We start from the raw sequence: 14,177 nt of genomic DNA, 5'->3' as shown, positions 1-14,177 counted from the left end.
GGTCGCCAACACTCAGCCGGCCGCCCCCGGAGCTCCCAACCCCACCGTCCCGCAGCAGGCAGGAAGGCTTCGCCATGCCCGCATCCACCGCACCCGCTACCTTCGGCACCCAGGCTCCCGACGCGAGCACCCGCCTCCTGGCCGACGAGGTCGAAGCCTGGCTCAAGAGGATCACCCCGGCCGCGGCGGCCACGCCCGAGACCCCCGCGCCCAAGGCCGCGTTCGACATCCCGGCCCTGGTAGCCGCCGGCCTCGCCGAGGTCGAGCGCAGCGAACGGGCCACCGCCGCCGCCCAGGCCGCCGCCCGGCCCTCCCTGCTCGACCGGATCACCCGCCGCCACCAGCGGCCCGCCACCCGGGCCAGCGTCCACATCCGGCGCGCCGCGGCCGCGCTGGCCACCGCCGGCTGGTGCCGCGGAGAACTGCGCGACGCCACCGGCCGGCACTGCATCCTCGGCGCCCTCATGGCCGCCCCGGCCGACGCCGACACCGCCGGCCGCTCCCACATCTACATCCGCTCCGCGATGACCGAACCGGCCGTGTACGCCGAGCCGACGCCCGACTACCGCGCCCGCCTGGAGGCGCAGTGGCGCAGCGAAGGCCGCGACCCCCGGGCCCTGAGCCGCCAGTTCGACATCGCCGTGCACAACAACATCGCCGCCCCGACCGTCGGCGCCGTCCTCGACCTCCTCCAGCGGGCCGCCGACCTCGCCGCGCACGCCGGGGACTGACGGCAGGTGGGGGAACCCACTAGACGAAGTGATGGATAGTCGTTATAGTTTTCTTGTCGGGTCGGGTTGTTCTCCTCCCGCCCCCGGACTCTCCCCTGAAGGGACTGCCATGCTGCGCATCTCCACCCAGCACTTCCTCTTCGGAGGCGGCCGCCTCAGCAAGTACGCCAAGGCCATCGCCCCCGATGCCGAGAAGATCGTCCGCGACAAGTTCGGATCCCTGCCGGCCGTCCACCTGGTCCTCAACGGCGACACCAGCCGAATGGACCACCTGGTGAACACCGCGGAAGCCCAGCTCCTGACCGGCATCAACCCCACGCAGGTCAACGCCGTCAGCCGCCCCGACCGCCACTCCCGCCGGGCCTACGGCCAGACCTCCATCGACCGCGGCGGAGTGCTGATCGTCCTCCAGATCCCCAACATGCGGCACGAGAGCGACGTCGCCGAGACCCTCGTGCACGAGCTCGTCCACGCCCACCAGCTCGGCGACCGCTCCGCCCGCGAGCTCCACCTCAAGTACCTCAAGCACGTCTGGGGCCGGCAGCCCATGAAGCCCAACACCCTCACCGCCTACGAGCTGCTGATCGAGCAGCGCGAGATCGAGGCCTACGACGCCGAGGCCCTGGCCGCCCAGCTCTGAACCCGACAGGAGGACCGCCGTGAAGATCCGACTTCCCTGGCCGAGCCGCGCGGACCGCCGCCTCTGGCGCGCCGCCACCACCTTCTCCGACCTCGGCGAGCTGACCGCCCGCTGGCTCGAAGGCGACATCCGCTCCTGCGCCGGGAACATGCCGAACTACGGGCCCGACGTGGAGACCCTGCCCCTCATCGGCCGCCTCGCCGCCGCCAACCGTGCCGGATTCCTCACCGACGACTCCCAGCCCGGCCACGACGCCGCCGACTTCGCCGGCAACCTCTGGGAGCAGCGCGCCGCCGTCACCGGATTCGTCGCCGACCCCGAGATCCTCACCCGCCTCGTCGACTTCGCCGAGCAGGCCGGCCTCGACCTGCTCGTCCGGTTCCAGGGCGACGAGTTCCACCCCGGCATGGTCGTCTCCCGCGTCAACGGCCTGGACTACACCTGGTTCGGCCGGACCCTCACCCTCCCCGAGCTCCGGCACTCCTGGCACAGCGGCCTTGTCGGCGACACCGCCTTCGACACCCTGGCCCGCGCCGCCCAGCTCACCATCGCCGACACCGACTTCGAGCCCAGCGACTTCCTCTGGACCGTCCTGGACGAAGCCCTGCACCTGCCGAGCGCGGCCAGCCGCTGACGGCCCCCCGCGGCGCCCGGCCCCACCTTCCGAGGACCGGGCACCGCCGAGGACCGGACAGCCCGGCCCGCCACAAGGGAGAACCGATGACCTCCACCACCGTCCCCGACCCCGCCACCGTGCTCGCCGACATCCGGCGCCGCGTCGCCGTCGGCACGCTGCCGCTCACCGTCCAGATGCTCCAGATCCTCGGCGCCACCATGGTGCTCGAAGCGCGCCTGGCCGCCGCCGAGGCCCTTTTCCCCGGCATCACCCACATCACCGACGACAAGCCGGCCACCCTCGCCGTCTACACCGTCACCCGCCACGGTCTCCCCCTCGGCACCTACGCCACCCGGGAGGCGGCCCGGGCCAAGGGCGAGGCCGCCCTGAAGCGCTGCCCCCTCCCGGAGGGTGTCCGCACCACCTGGGCGCCGGACAACGGCGACGAGCACGCCCCCGAGGACCTGATGACCTTCGGCCCCGGCCCGGACGACGAGTCCGTCACCAGCATCCGCATCACCGTGCAGACCGTCCTCGTCGACTACGACCCGGAAGCCGAGGGCTGACGATGCACCAGGTCATGTGGGAGGTCGACGTTCCGATAGAGCGCGTCGGCACCGGCGAGCGGGGAGTCCACGTATTCACGGGCCTGGCCGAGAGCGGCCGCGACGCCCGGAAGGCCGCGCAGCGCGCCTGGGAGACGGCCCTCCTCCACACCCTGGCCGGCCGGGACGTCCCCGCCGCCGCCCACCGCACCGACTGGTCCGCCCGCGGACTGCGCCCCGGCTGGGACCTGCGCTGGGACCAGGCCACGCACAAGGGCATCGACCGCTAGCTCCGCCCCGGGACGGCCGTCAAGGCCTGAGAAACCGCCGGCCGCCCCGGGCCCCTCACCCGCCAAGACGAGAGAGAGACCACCATCATGCACGCCACCCGACGCAAGCAGCACCACACCTCCACCACCCGCCGGCTGAGCACCGCCGGCCGCATCCTGAAGTCCCTGGCCAAGGCCAACCCCCTGCTCGCCGACCGCGCGTTCGTCTGCGGCCGCTGCGCCGTCGCCTGGCAGGGCGACGAGGCCGACTGCTGGAGCTGCGGTCTCCCCGCCACCTTCGGCTCCCACCACCACGGCTCCGCCCTCCACCACCTCCTCGCCCCCACCAAGATCTCCCGCACCCTCGCCTCGACGGGAGCGGCGTCGTGACCGGCCTCGCCTCCCTGACCTGGCTGATCGGCACCCAGGCCCTCAGCGACCACATCGTGGCCCGCGTCAACGAACTGGTCGAGACCGGCACCGAGTACGGCCAGGCATGCACCGCGGTCACCGACGCGGCCGACGCCGGCGAGGCCTGGGCCATCGCTGCCACCCGCCAGACCTGGGAGCGCCGACCGGACACCGGCGAGGACGACGCCCCCATCCGGCGCCTGTACGTCCTGGAGCGCACCGGGAGCACCGTCGTGGTCGCCGACCTCGACCTCGACGCGGACCCCGATGCCCACAGCACCCTCGGCCTGCCGCCTCGGGGCCAGCATCTCGGAGACGAGGCCGAGGGCGCCGTGATCGACGTCGACCTGCTGAACCTGTACGACCTGACGGCCTGGGAGCCGTTCGAGCACCTGCTGCCCACCGCCGCCGTCCCGGCGGCCGGGACCACGGGGGTGGGGGAGTGAGCACCACCGAACTCGCCCCCTGGCCGCAGCTGACCGGCGACGAGCCGTGCCGGGCACCCGGAGCCGACCCCGAGGACTGGACCGGGCCCCCGAAGCAGCGTGTGAACGGCCAGCTGGCCTGCCTCAGCAAGTGCCCCGAGGCCGTACGCGCGCAGTGCCTGGCCTGGGCCCTGGACCACCCGACCTGGGCCGGATCCGCGATCTGGGCCGGCACCACCCTCAGCGACCGCCGCCGCCTGCGCGCCGAGCGCCGCGACGCCGCCGCGGCCTGACAGCCATCGCCCCGCACACCCGCCCGTCCGGCACGGCCTCACCCGTACCGGACGGGCGGCCCCCCAGACCTCACCCGCACTCCGGGCGACCCCCGGCCACCGGCCGGACAGTCGCCCGCACGCTCGGAAGGGAGCAACGATGAAGCTCCGTACGGACCTCGCCCCGCTCGCGGCCGCCGTCAACGACGCCGCCCGGGCCCTGCCCGCCCGGCCCCCCGTCCCCGTCCTCGCCGCGATCCGGCTGGAGGCCGCCACCGGCGCCCTGGCCGTCGCCGCCTTCGACTACGAGACCAGTGCCCAGGCCACCGTGGACGCCGAGGTCACCACCCCCGGCACCGTCCTGGTCTCCGGCCGGCTCCTCGCCGACATCACCCGCACGGTCAAGGGAACCCACCCGGTCGCCCTCGAACTCGACGGCGCCCGCCTGGTGCTCACCTCCGGCCGAACCCGCTACACCCTGCACACCCTCCCGCTGGAGGAGTACCCCACCCTGCCCCGGCCCGCGGCTGCCAGCGGCACCGTGGCCGGGCCCGCGCTCGCCGAGGCCATCCACCAGGTCGCCACCGCCGCCGGCCGCGACGACGCCCTCCCGATCCTGACCGGCATCCAGGCCGAGATCACCGACGACACGATCACCTTCGCCGCCACCGACCGCTACCGCTTCGCGCTCCGCCCCATCCCCTGGACCCCCGCCGCGGCCACCGGCACCACCACCCAGACCACCATCTCCGCCAAGTCCCTCGCCGAAGCAGCCAAGATCCTCGCCACCGACGACCAGGTCCACCTCACCCTCCCCGCCTCCCACGGCGTCCTCGGCCTGGCCGGCCGCACGCGCACCCTCACCCTGCGGGCCATGGACGGCCAGCTCCCCGCCCACAAGGGCCTGTGGCCCACCGACTTCACCGCCACCGCCGACCTCGACGCCACCGAACTCGCCGACGCCGTCAAGCGCATGGCCCTCGTCGCCGAACGCGGCCACCCCGTCAAGATCCACCTCACCGACGGCGCCCTGGTCCTGAGCGCCGGCACCGCCGACGACGCCTCGGCCCGCGACCAGGTCGCCGCCACCACCGACCTGCTCACCGGCGCCCCCGTCACCATCGCCTTCAACCCCGGCTACCTCCTCGACGGCGTCACCGCGCTCAAGACGGACCGGATCCGCCTGCAGATCGTCAACCCCGTCAAGCCGGCGCTCCTTGTCCCCGCCGACGCGGCTCCCACCGCGCTGCGCTACCTGATCATGCCGATCCGCCAGTCCGGCTGACCCGCCCCGGGGCGGCCGCGCCATCCCTGCCGGCCGCCCCCGCCCACGGTGGCCACCGCCACCCCGCGATCACCCCCAGCACACCAACCACGCAAGGAGAGACAGATGTTCAAGGCCGGCGCCGAGGTAGAGATCCTCTCCTGCGAGGACGACCCCAGGGCGAAGGGCAAGACCGGCAGGATCGTCGACGGGGTCCCGCCCGGCCCGCTCACCGAAGGCCGGTGGACGGTGAACAAGATCAGCATCTTCATCGGCCCCGTCCTCTGCCACGCGCGCGAGCTGCGGGCGACGGGACGATGACGCTGGTCGACGCCGCCCAGCACTGGCTTCACTCGGTGGGGCTATACCTGCGCTGGGGCGGAGGCCTCGTCGCCGGTTCCTGGCTGGCCTGCGCAGCGCCCCGCTTCTTCGTCGAGGTCCTCTACGTGCTCAGACCCGCGCCCAGCCGACCGGCTCCGGATCCCCACAGCGCATCCGCGCGATGGCAGGCGATCCAGCGAGACCACGACCGCATCAAGGACGAGTACCGCCGGCTCCGCATCGACCCGTTCCGCGCCGACGAGCTCGCCGTCCTCGCCGACCTGACGGTCCCCGAAGCCGTCGCCCTCGTTCAGGGGCTCGCCGCCGCCAGCGACGCCGCCGACACCGCCAACCCCCCGACGTACGAGAAGGCCGTGCTGCACCTGGCCCACTCCTGGCGCCAGGCCCAGGCCCGAGCCGCGGACAGCGAGCTCCAGGCGCCTTCTGACCGATCATCCGAGCCGCGGGTATGCACCCCCGAGCCCGCCGTCCAACCCGCCCAGCGCCGACCGTGCCCGCCCATCCCGAAGGAACAGAAATGCCGATGAACCCCGAGCACCAGCACCGCGACCTCCAGGCCGCCGGCCTCATCGCGGCCGCGGCCCCCGCCGCCTCTGACCAGCTGCTCAACCCCTCCGACACCTCCACCGACCGGCCCAAGGTCGTCACCCTCTGCGGCCCACCCGCTTCTGGCGCGAGCTCGCCTCTACCAACTTCCGGAAGACGGTTGTTAGTACAGGCGGATATTGCAACAGCGGGAAGCGCGCCAGAAGGGCGCGGGTTTCTATGGGTGGCGTTCCTGCAAGATCAGGCGTCGCAACGTGGTGTAGGTGCGGTGCTGGCGGTCGGTAGGGCGGGCGATCGACGAGTGATCACCAGGCAGCGCAGCCGCGTCTGGAAAGACATCCTGTGCGGCAGGGGCCGGCACGATGTTGTCACTCTCGCCCGCGTACACGGAGAACGGGATGGGGCACGTGCGGTCAGTAACCTTGAGGGCGTGAACCACGTCGCGCATGATGACGCGCCGTGTGTTCGTGACATCCTCGTTTAGAGGCCGCAGCTGACGCTCATGCGGGTTTCTCCCCCCCAATACACCGCGGCGTACGGAGAGCAGGATCTCGGTCCCGCTGTTTGGGCAAGCAAGGAGCACCACGCGGCGAATCCGGCTCAGCTCATGGCCCTTGCCCTCGGCGAGCATGCGCGTTAGGCAGCGCTGGACGACAAGGCCACCCATGCTGTGGGTGAGCAGTATCAGCCGCTCGTATCCTTCTGCCTCGGTGGCCAGGTACTCCTTCAGACTGTCGGCGACGACGTTGATTGTGGGGAAGACACGCGTCGGGTTCAGCCTGACCAAGCCCGTGCGGTACCCGAATGCAAGGGGATCAACGAAGCCCAGATCGGGGTCCTCAGCCAGCAGCTCGCGCAAAGGGTCCCAGACGGAAGGCTTCGAGAGGAACCCGTGAACCATCACTAGACCGAGCTGGCCGGCACGCCGTGTGGATGCGGTGGACTGCACTGTGTGGTCGGAGGTGCGGCCGAGGCGACTAAACGACCAGTCAGGCAGCCGGGGCGCTGGCGCCATGTCCTCTTCTTCGTCCAGTGGGGAAGGGAGTTCGGCTGCGACCCGTGCGATGAGTCCAGACAAGCCGATGGAGCGGGCCGGGTAATGCATGTCGCTTCCACTCTGCAAGGCGACTTCAAGGTCCTCTTCGGCCTGTGCGAGTTCATCCTGCATTTCGCGATGCTTTTCGATTACTTGCTCTAACAGCAGAAGGTGCAGATCGAAGTCGGGGTCGCGTTGCTTGTTCGGCTCCGGTGTGGAGCGCATATACGTCTCGAAGGCGCGAATCTGCTCAATGGAGGCTCCTTCCGGTAACGCCTTATTCAGCAAGAATAGGGCGCCTTCCACTCTGTGCGGCAGAAGGTCGGCTTCGGGTAGCCTGTATCGCAGGGGCTTCGTTTCATCAAAGAGCAGGTCCGTCGGTCGATAGTTGGAGATCTTGTATCTCAGCATATCGATTTCACGCGTGACCCTTCTGATAGTCACGGGATTGTGCCCCATGAGTTCTACCAGTCTCTTGAGGAAGTCATAAACTCCAAAGGACTCGTCAAAGGGGATCACGGTGCCGTGCCTCTCCCGCATGCTCAACAGGACGATGCAGGGAACGTTTGATTCTTGGATGCCGAAGAATTCCGACGCGTCGGTGACGGACTGGGTCCATCCGCGCATGTGTGTCTCAGGGGCGCGCGGCCGTTCCGTCGCCGCTGCCCACTCCAGGGAGCTGGCTCTGGGCCAGCGGTCCCTGAGATCATCCCAAAAGTGCTGGAACATCTCACGATCGTCCGGAAGGTGGAACTGCATGCCCGTGGCAACCCCCAGCGGGAGGCGGGGGTGCCTCACCGTACTGGGCCACTGGTCCGGCGGTACCGGGCACAGGACTGCCAGGCCCGGGCCGGTGACGTCGTGGAAGCTCGTCCAATGGTCGGTCAGCTCGCGTAGCTGTGCCTCCGCGTCGCGCTGACGAGCGAGAACCACTACAACGCCGAGGTACCTGCACGTGTCGGCGGCCGAAAGTAGAGACTCAAGAAACACAGCCATCGGTAGTGGGTGGGGCAGCATTGGTTTTCCTGCTTCCAGGTGGCAGCCGAATTATGGATGACTCCTGAGCGGCAGTGTGCAGCCCGGCCAGCAGCCTGCGCAGCCGAACGGTCGATCCGAGGTGCGCGGTAGGGGACCGTCACCGAGCAACCCGTTCGGTCGATGCTCGACGACAACGCTGCTTGGGACGCCCGGCTCGAAGAACGCGTGCGCAGTATCCGGCAAATATGTCGCCCCCTCCATGGGGGGCGCTGGCCACGCCGTCCTGGCCCCCGGCTGCGACATGAAGAAGGCCCATCCGCTGTGGGAGGAGCCCGCGGCCGCCGAGGAGCTCAAGACCGCGCTCGACGCGCTGCACCGCTGGAAGATCCGGGCCTGCGACGAGGTCCTGGTCGTCAACGTCGATGGCTACGTCGGCGACTCCACCCGCGCCGAAATCACCTACGCGCACCAGCTCGGCCGGCCCGTCCGCTACACCGACCCGGTCGGCCACGCCGTCATCCTCGACCGGCCCGGCCTGGACCCGGTACGGATCGGCCCCTACGAACACGAGAGCCGCGCCGAGGAGATCGCCGCGGGCCTGCGCAGGCAGCTGCACCACACCTCGCACGTGGAGGGCACCGTCATCATCACCGGCACGTTCCGCCCTGACCTCGATCACCTCGACCCGCAGGTCCCGACGGACCCGTACGCGCTGGCCGAGGCCATGGACAACGACCCCGACGGCGACGGCACCGGCCGCAACTTCCCCGACCTCTACTCTCGCCTGTGCGCCCAGGAGCCGGAGGCCTACGCGAGCGACCTGGCGACTCCTCCCAGACCAACCGCGTCTCGGCGTTCATCCGCTGGGCGGTCGCCCGCCGCTTGACGGGCAAGGTCACGATCCGCCGGCAGAGACACGGGCTGCCCTGCCGCTTCATGCCCAGTGAGGAGCTCAGCCAACAACTCCGCCGCTGCCTCAACGACGACACCCTCCCGCTGGAGGCCCGCATCATCGGCTCGCTGACCAGCCTCTACGCCATGCCCACCACACGCATCGTTGAGCTGACGACCGACCGCTTCAACCGGGATGGTAACGACGCCTACCTCACGATCGACCGCCATCCCGTCCTCTTGCCTCCCAAGCTCGCCGTCCTGATCGAGAGGCAGATCGCCAGTCCCAGCGGCCACACCTCAGTGCTCCAGCGGCCGCACGACGGCACACCCGGCTTCCTCTTCCCCGGCCGCCCACCGAGCCGCCCCCGACGAGCCGAATCCGTCCATCAGTGCATGAGGAAGAACGGCCTGCCAGGCATCCATGCCCGCAACACGGCGATGATGGAAGCGATCACCGATCTGCCGCCGATCGTCGTCAGTGACCTCTTCGGCCTCCATCCCAACACGGCCTATGTTTGGGCCCAGTACGCCCAGAACAGCTGGTCGGAATATCTCGAAGCCGTCCAAGCTACCGAGTAGAGAGTGCTCGGTGCGACCAGGCGCATCCTGGCTGCCTCAGATTTCGATACGACGGTGCCACCAGTGCAGATGCTCTGGGGCGAAAGGATCGTTCACCGTCCGGTTGAGGACGCGTGCGTCGACAGGGGCCAGCGCAGCCCGCAGCTCGCGCCGAGCCCGGGCCCGCAGGTTCCATGCCGCCACTTCGAGCAGTGTGCGGATATGCCCGGTGGGGACGTCTGAATATCCGTAGTGCCACTCTTCAGCACCACGCGGTCGGCCGGCCCGCAGAGTCCAGCGTCGGAACGCGAGCGCGACGTCACCTCTGGACAGGCCGCGCTCGCGTTCGAACTGGAAAATCTGTCGGTTCGCCGATGCAGACAGTCCCGGTATGACGGTCCGTCTGGCGTGGCTTTTGTCCCGAAGCGGCAGCTGAGACCTGATCTCGCCTGGAGTTCGGCGAGGCATGTGGACTTCCTGAAGGTGCGCTGGCAGGTTCTCGAACGCTAACCGGGCAGCCAGCGATCTTCAAGGTCTCGCTTGAGGCAGACGAGGCCCGGCGCTGTTTCAAGCTGAACAGCACAGGTGGACGGGGTCGGCTACCACTGGTCCGCAAGCCACTGCTCTCGCTGAGCCTGGAGGTCCGCGTGCGTGACCTTGATTTCCGAGAGCTCAAGACTGCCGAGAGGGAAAATCCAGTGCTCACGGGCGAGCCGCACGTCTGAGGCTGTGAGAGCGTCGCTGCAGAGACCGGCCGCGTTGAGCCTGTCGAAGATGGCCGTGTTGATTCCCTCGACCACCGACCAGTGGGTGCTGTCCTCCAGGGACTCGCCCTTCCACTCGTCAGCGATGATCGTCAGGCCCTCCTCGCTCGTGCACCCGAGGCGGTGCAACGCGAGAGTCAGGTCGATCACCATGCTCGGCCAGAGTTCGAGCCTCAGCTCGCTGCCGGAAGCCGGCGTCATCCAGAAGCTGACGCCCTCACTCGTGACGTAGTCGACGTAGAGGCTCTCCTCGCGCTCCGCCTCAACGACATTACGGAAGATCCAGTCCACATCGTTCGGACCATCGAGGTAGTGGCTCCGACGCAGGCTGTCGGCGTATCGGCGGACCTCACCGAAGCTGGCCGGTCGGCCTTCGATCACACGACCGTAGATTCCGCGGACCCTGTGGCTGATGATGCTCTTGATCTGCCGCGCCACAGCAGGGTTGTCATCCCAGCCCATGCGTGCGACATCCAGCAGGATGAGGATCTTGGCGGCTTCCTCGCTCGCCAAGCCGTCGATCACGGCAGCGCCGCGAGATCGCTGCGCCTCCTGAAGATGAGCCAGGTCATCGCGCAGCGTGCCAACGTGCTCCGCGAGCAGTTGCAGTCCCTCGGCCATGGCCCCAAACCGTTGCTGCTTCGGAAGGGTGAGGATCGCGGCTAGGTTTCTCGGCTTCACGACAACAGGCTAAGAGCGCTGAGACGGACCCGACTATCGGTTTTCCCCAACGGATCTGCCTGCCTCAACGACCCGTAGTTCTCGAATACGCAGCCATGTTCGAACCTGGGTGGTCAGGACGGTCCACGGCGTCTTAGCTTTCGGATCTTGCCTTGGACGGCCGAACCGTGCGCAGTGTGAAGCCTTCGAACGGCAAGGATCCTCTGCACCAGCTTGAGGGGCCGCCGCGCTCTCGGAGCGCCATGGCGAGACCGTCAAGGGCGTGGAATAGCGCCGGGTCGGAACACTGCCTCTTCACCAGTCCCCACCGACGCGTAGGCCCCTGGGCCGCCTGCCCTCCAGCGGGGCGGGCGGCACCCATGGTTGGCAACTTGGAGTTGGCCAAATGCGTGTTGACGTGCCAACTCAAACTTGGCACTCTAGAGGTGTGGGCAAGAGCCCGCACCGACGACCGGAGGCATCGACCCATGGCGCTGACCCAGCAGTTACCGCAGGCCGCCCCCACCGAGGCGCGCCTGGCCCAGGCACGCACCGAAGTGATCGCCGAGATGGGCAGGACCGACGCCAAGGCGTCGGCGCTCCTGACCGTCCTCAGCCTCCCCCTCGCCGTCCTGATCGCCACGGTCCCCGGCCACAACCTCCCGGTCGCCGCCACCGTCGCCGCCGGGACCGGTGCGGCCGCCCTGGCCGCCGCGATGCTCCTGATCCTGCTGATCATCCGCCCCCGCCTCGGCGGCGACGTCACCGGCTCCTACCTCCACTGGGCGACCTGCACGCCCCAGGAGGCCGCCGCCGACATCGCCTCCGACCGCAGCGCCGAGCGGATCGTGGTCCTCTCCAAGATCGCCGCGAGGAAGTTCCGCGCGCTCCGGCTCGCCATCGACATCACCGCCGGTGCCGTCGCCCTGCTGGTCCTCGCCGGAATCATCGCCCTTGCCGCCTGACGAAGGAGACCTGTCATGCTCGCCGAGCTGATCCGCCGGGCCCGCACCCGCCGAACCACCACCCGGACGCACTCCGCGAACTACCAGTGCGGCAGGTGCGGGCTCTCGATGAAGATCACCAATCAGAACCCCGACCGCATCGGACCCATCCTCGACATCGCCCTCGCGCACGCCTGCAAGCCCCAGCCCAAGGCGCTCTGACCCCCGGGACGGGCAGGCACACCGGCTACCAACCAGGCCGCCCGCCCCGGGCCAGCCCAACCCGCTCTCAACCGGAGCAGGGGGCAGCTACATCGTCCCTCAACCGTCACGGAGCTGATCACCATGCCCCCCACCCGACCCGACACCCCCGAGTCCACCGCCGCCAAGGCCCGCCTCGACAAGGCCGCCGAGGCCCGCGACAAGGCCATCGAGACCGCCCACCGCGCCTACTGGGCCGCGGTCAAGGCCGAGATGGACGCCAAGAACCTGACCCAGAAAGCCGTTGCCGACCACCTCGACTTCAGCCGCGAGCACGTCCGCAACCAGGTCAACCGCTACACCGCCGACCAGTAGGCCGGCGCCGCAGATCCCGGGGACGGCCGCAGCATCGGCCAAGAGGTACGGCCGCCCCCGGGGCTCCCCGTCCAGAGCAGAACCGAGGAGAACACCCATCATGAACCACCGCGCCTCGACCTTCGCCGCCGCCTACGCGTTGCTGCGCGCCGCGGCAGATCACGCCGATCACTGGGGCCAGTCCGATTTCGACTCCCTGGTCAAGGGCGCCACCGACACCGCCCCGGTGACGTACGAGCACGAGGACGGCAGGGTCACCGTCGTCGGTACGGACGGCGGCCGCCGAGCCTGCCTCCACCACGTCCTGCAGTACACCGCCACCCAGGGCCTGGTCCTCGTCGCCGGCACCCGCGCCCTCGGGATCCGCCTGCACCCGGCCGCCCTGGCCGCCGCCCTCGCGGTCTCGGGAGTCACACACTTCGCTGCCGATCGCCGGGTGCCCCAGGGCCTCCTCCAGCGACTCGCCGAGGCCACCGGCAAGACGAACTTCTTCAACCTCACCGACTTCGGACTCAACGGCCGGTACTGCCTCGACCAGAGCTGGCACCACTCGTGGGAGACGCTGGCCGCTCTGCTCGTCACGGTGAAGGCGTCCCGCCGGTGAGCGCCGACATCGCCACGGCCGTCGCCGCCATCCGTCTCGGCCTGCACGCGTTGCGCGAGAATGCGCTCGGCGACACCGCCGACCACGAGGACCAGGCTGCCGTCCTCCAGGCCCTCTACGACGACCGCGCCCAGTCCGGCAGCGTGCTCGGGATGCTCTCCGACCTGCTGACCGACATCGGCGTCCGGGTCGAGGAACAGGGCGAAGAGGGCATCACCGAGGTCATCGACGAAGCGGCCGCGTATGTCCAGGACTCCGCCGGCCAGCGCCTGGAGCGCGCCCGCGCGGCTCTCATCGCGCTGGGGGCACTGTGAGCATCACCGGCCACGAAGACAGCCCGCCCGCCGCGTGCCAGGGCTGGGCGGACCGGCCCCACCTGGCCGGCCTGCGCCACGGCCACTTTCACCAGGCACCCGAACTCGCAGCCCGCATCAAGGCCGCCCCGGCCGAGGACGACATCCGCTTCCGCGGCGAGCACCTGAGCGTCCACACCGCCGACGGCGTCGCGTACGCGGTGCTCTGGGAGGAGTGGTTCAGCCCGGCCGCCTCCACCTGGGTCCAGCACCCCTCCGCGGCCGCCGCACGCAGCTGGACCCACCAGCTCGCCGCGTCCTGGCTGCGCGACGAGGCGGGGTCCTCCCACGGCGGCGGCACCTTGCAGAGCTGGGACGGCGGCATCTGGGCCGCCGAACGCGACCTGACCGCCGGCCGCTGGCACCTGGCCATCGGCCTCCAGCCCGGCGTCACCTACACCAGCACCGAGACCGAAGACCGCTCCGCCGGCTGGGCGTTCCTCACCGAGACCCTGACCGCCGCCGGCTTCCCGCCGGACACCTGGCCCGCCGCGATGCGGCAGATCCGTCACCACGACCTGCCCGCCCCCGACCCGGCTCCCGCGCCCGCAACTCCGCCCGGGCCGGACACCTGGCGCACCCTGCTGCGCCGACTCCCGGCCCGGATCCCCGGCCTCGGCCGCGCCCGGTAATTCCAGCACCTGTGCGCCAGACGCCGCCGCGGGCGGCCGCCCCGGCCCGGGGGCAAGCCGCCTCCCGGCGGGGCGTCGCCGTCGGCCCGGCCGGGAGGCGCCCGCCCACCTCAACGG

Annotated in this window: 20 protein-coding genes and 1 pseudogene; 19 read left to right on the top strand and 2 right to left on the bottom strand. The window is 70.1% G+C overall.

Annotation, left to right across the window (positions count from 1 at the left end):
• The first annotated feature begins 74 nt into the window (after positions 1–74).
• The 11 genes from AB0O53_RS14060 (at position 75) to AB0O53_RS14010 (ending at position 6,042) form a co-directional block, all read left to right on the top strand.
• Complete coding sequence (locus AB0O53_RS14060; RefSeq protein ID WP_365195469.1) at positions 75–731, top strand: DUF6197 family protein; 657 nt, start codon at positions 75–77, stop codon at positions 729–731.
• Between the two features lie 109 nt (positions 732–840).
• Positions 841–1,371: a hypothetical protein gene (locus tag AB0O53_RS14055; protein ID WP_365195466.1), complete on the top strand. Its 531-nt coding sequence runs from the start codon at positions 841–843 to the stop codon at positions 1,369–1,371.
• Between the two features lie 19 nt (positions 1,372–1,390).
• Positions 1,391–2,005: a DUF6919 domain-containing protein gene (locus AB0O53_RS14050; protein ID WP_365195463.1), complete on the top strand. Its 615-nt coding sequence runs from the start codon at positions 1,391–1,393 to the stop codon at positions 2,003–2,005.
• A gap of 86 nt (positions 2,006–2,091) precedes the next feature.
• Entirely contained in the window at positions 2,092–2,553 is a 462-nt protein-coding gene (locus AB0O53_RS14045; protein ID WP_365195460.1) for a hypothetical protein, read from the top strand.
• Positions 2,554–2,555: 2 nt separating this feature from the next.
• Positions 2,556–2,822 carry a hypothetical protein gene (locus tag AB0O53_RS14040; protein WP_365195457.1) on the top strand — a complete coding sequence of 89 codons (267 nt, stop codon included), beginning with the start codon at positions 2,556–2,558 and terminating at the stop codon, positions 2,820–2,822.
• An 87-nt stretch (positions 2,823–2,909) separates the two neighbouring features.
• On the top strand, positions 2,910–3,191 hold the full coding sequence (locus AB0O53_RS14035; protein ID WP_365195454.1) for a hypothetical protein: 282 nt from the start codon (positions 2,910–2,912) through the stop codon (positions 3,189–3,191).
• Complete coding sequence (locus tag AB0O53_RS14030) at positions 3,188–3,658, top strand: hypothetical protein (RefSeq protein WP_365195452.1); 471 nt, start codon at positions 3,188–3,190, stop codon at positions 3,656–3,658. The genes AB0O53_RS14035 and AB0O53_RS14030 overlap by 4 nt, the downstream gene beginning before the upstream one ends.
• Entirely contained in the window at positions 3,655–3,930 is a 276-nt protein-coding gene (locus tag AB0O53_RS14025) for a WhiB family transcriptional regulator (protein WP_365195449.1), read from the top strand. The genes AB0O53_RS14030 and AB0O53_RS14025 overlap by 4 nt, the downstream gene beginning before the upstream one ends.
• A gap of 139 nt (positions 3,931–4,069) precedes the next feature.
• On the top strand, positions 4,070–5,194 hold the full coding sequence (gene dnaN / locus AB0O53_RS14020) for a DNA polymerase III subunit beta (protein ID WP_365195448.1): 1,125 nt from the start codon (positions 4,070–4,072) through the stop codon (positions 5,192–5,194).
• A gap of 105 nt (positions 5,195–5,299) precedes the next feature.
• A complete protein-coding gene (locus tag AB0O53_RS14015) occupies positions 5,300–5,494 on the top strand; it encodes a hypothetical protein (protein WP_365195445.1) in 195 nt (64 codons plus the stop codon).
• Positions 5,491–6,042 carry a hypothetical protein gene (locus AB0O53_RS14010; RefSeq protein ID WP_365195442.1) on the top strand — a complete coding sequence of 184 codons (552 nt, stop codon included), beginning with the start codon at positions 5,491–5,493 and terminating at the stop codon, positions 6,040–6,042. Before AB0O53_RS14015 ends, AB0O53_RS14010 begins: the two co-directional genes overlap by 4 nt.
• Before the next feature lie 236 nt (positions 6,043–6,278).
• On the opposite strand, the gene AB0O53_RS14005 is transcribed toward AB0O53_RS14010, so the two are convergent.
• Positions 6,279–7,856, bottom strand: coding sequence for an alpha/beta fold hydrolase (locus AB0O53_RS14005; protein ID WP_365195440.1), 1,578 nt, complete (start codon positions 7,854–7,856; stop codon positions 6,279–6,281).
• Between the two features lie 487 nt (positions 7,857–8,343).
• Here AB0O53_RS14005 and AB0O53_RS14000 point away from each other — a divergent pair.
• Positions 8,344–8,577, top strand: a pseudogene (locus tag AB0O53_RS14000) (RapZ C-terminal domain-containing protein); the annotation flags it as partial.
• 434 nt (positions 8,578–9,011) lie between these two features.
• Positions 9,012–9,548 carry a hypothetical protein gene (locus tag AB0O53_RS13995; RefSeq protein ID WP_365195437.1) on the top strand — a complete coding sequence of 179 codons (537 nt, stop codon included), beginning with the start codon at positions 9,012–9,014 and terminating at the stop codon, positions 9,546–9,548.
• 578 nt (positions 9,549–10,126) lie between these two features.
• Here AB0O53_RS13995 and AB0O53_RS13990 read toward each other — a convergent pair.
• Positions 10,127–10,972, bottom strand: coding sequence for a hypothetical protein (locus tag AB0O53_RS13990; protein ID WP_365195434.1), 846 nt, complete (start codon positions 10,970–10,972; stop codon positions 10,127–10,129).
• Between the two features lie 467 nt (positions 10,973–11,439).
• On the opposite strand from AB0O53_RS13990, the gene AB0O53_RS13985 reads away from it, so the two are divergent.
• The 6 genes from AB0O53_RS13985 (at position 11,440) to AB0O53_RS13960 (ending at position 14,060) form a co-directional block, all read left to right on the top strand.
• Positions 11,440–11,916 (top strand): Pycsar system effector family protein, encoded by a 477-nt coding sequence (locus AB0O53_RS13985; protein WP_365195432.1) that lies wholly within the window; start codon positions 11,440–11,442, stop codon positions 11,914–11,916.
• 15 nt (positions 11,917–11,931) lie between these two features.
• Positions 11,932–12,117: a hypothetical protein gene (locus AB0O53_RS13980; RefSeq protein ID WP_365195430.1), complete on the top strand. Its 186-nt coding sequence runs from the start codon at positions 11,932–11,934 to the stop codon at positions 12,115–12,117.
• A gap of 123 nt (positions 12,118–12,240) precedes the next feature.
• Positions 12,241–12,471 carry a hypothetical protein gene (locus tag AB0O53_RS13975; RefSeq protein WP_365195428.1) on the top strand — a complete coding sequence of 77 codons (231 nt, stop codon included), beginning with the start codon at positions 12,241–12,243 and terminating at the stop codon, positions 12,469–12,471.
• 100 nt (positions 12,472–12,571) lie between these two features.
• Positions 12,572–13,075 (top strand): hypothetical protein, encoded by a 504-nt coding sequence (locus AB0O53_RS13970; RefSeq protein WP_365195425.1) that lies wholly within the window; start codon positions 12,572–12,574, stop codon positions 13,073–13,075.
• Positions 13,072–13,389 (top strand): hypothetical protein, encoded by a 318-nt coding sequence (locus AB0O53_RS13965; protein ID WP_365195422.1) that lies wholly within the window; start codon positions 13,072–13,074, stop codon positions 13,387–13,389. Before AB0O53_RS13970 ends, AB0O53_RS13965 begins: the two co-directional genes overlap by 4 nt.
• Positions 13,386–14,060, top strand: a complete 675-nt coding sequence (locus AB0O53_RS13960; RefSeq protein ID WP_365195419.1) for a hypothetical protein — start codon at positions 13,386–13,388, stop codon at positions 14,058–14,060. Before AB0O53_RS13965 ends, AB0O53_RS13960 begins: the two co-directional genes overlap by 4 nt.
• Positions 14,061–14,177 lie beyond the last annotated feature (117 nt).

It is taken from the genome of Streptomyces erythrochromogenes (assembly GCF_040684695.1).
GTDB lineage: Bacteria > Actinomycetota > Actinomycetes > Streptomycetales > Streptomycetaceae > Streptomyces > Streptomyces erythrochromogenes_C.
Note: the sequence above shows the minus strand (reverse complement) of the source record. Positions and strands in the feature narration are given on the sequence as shown.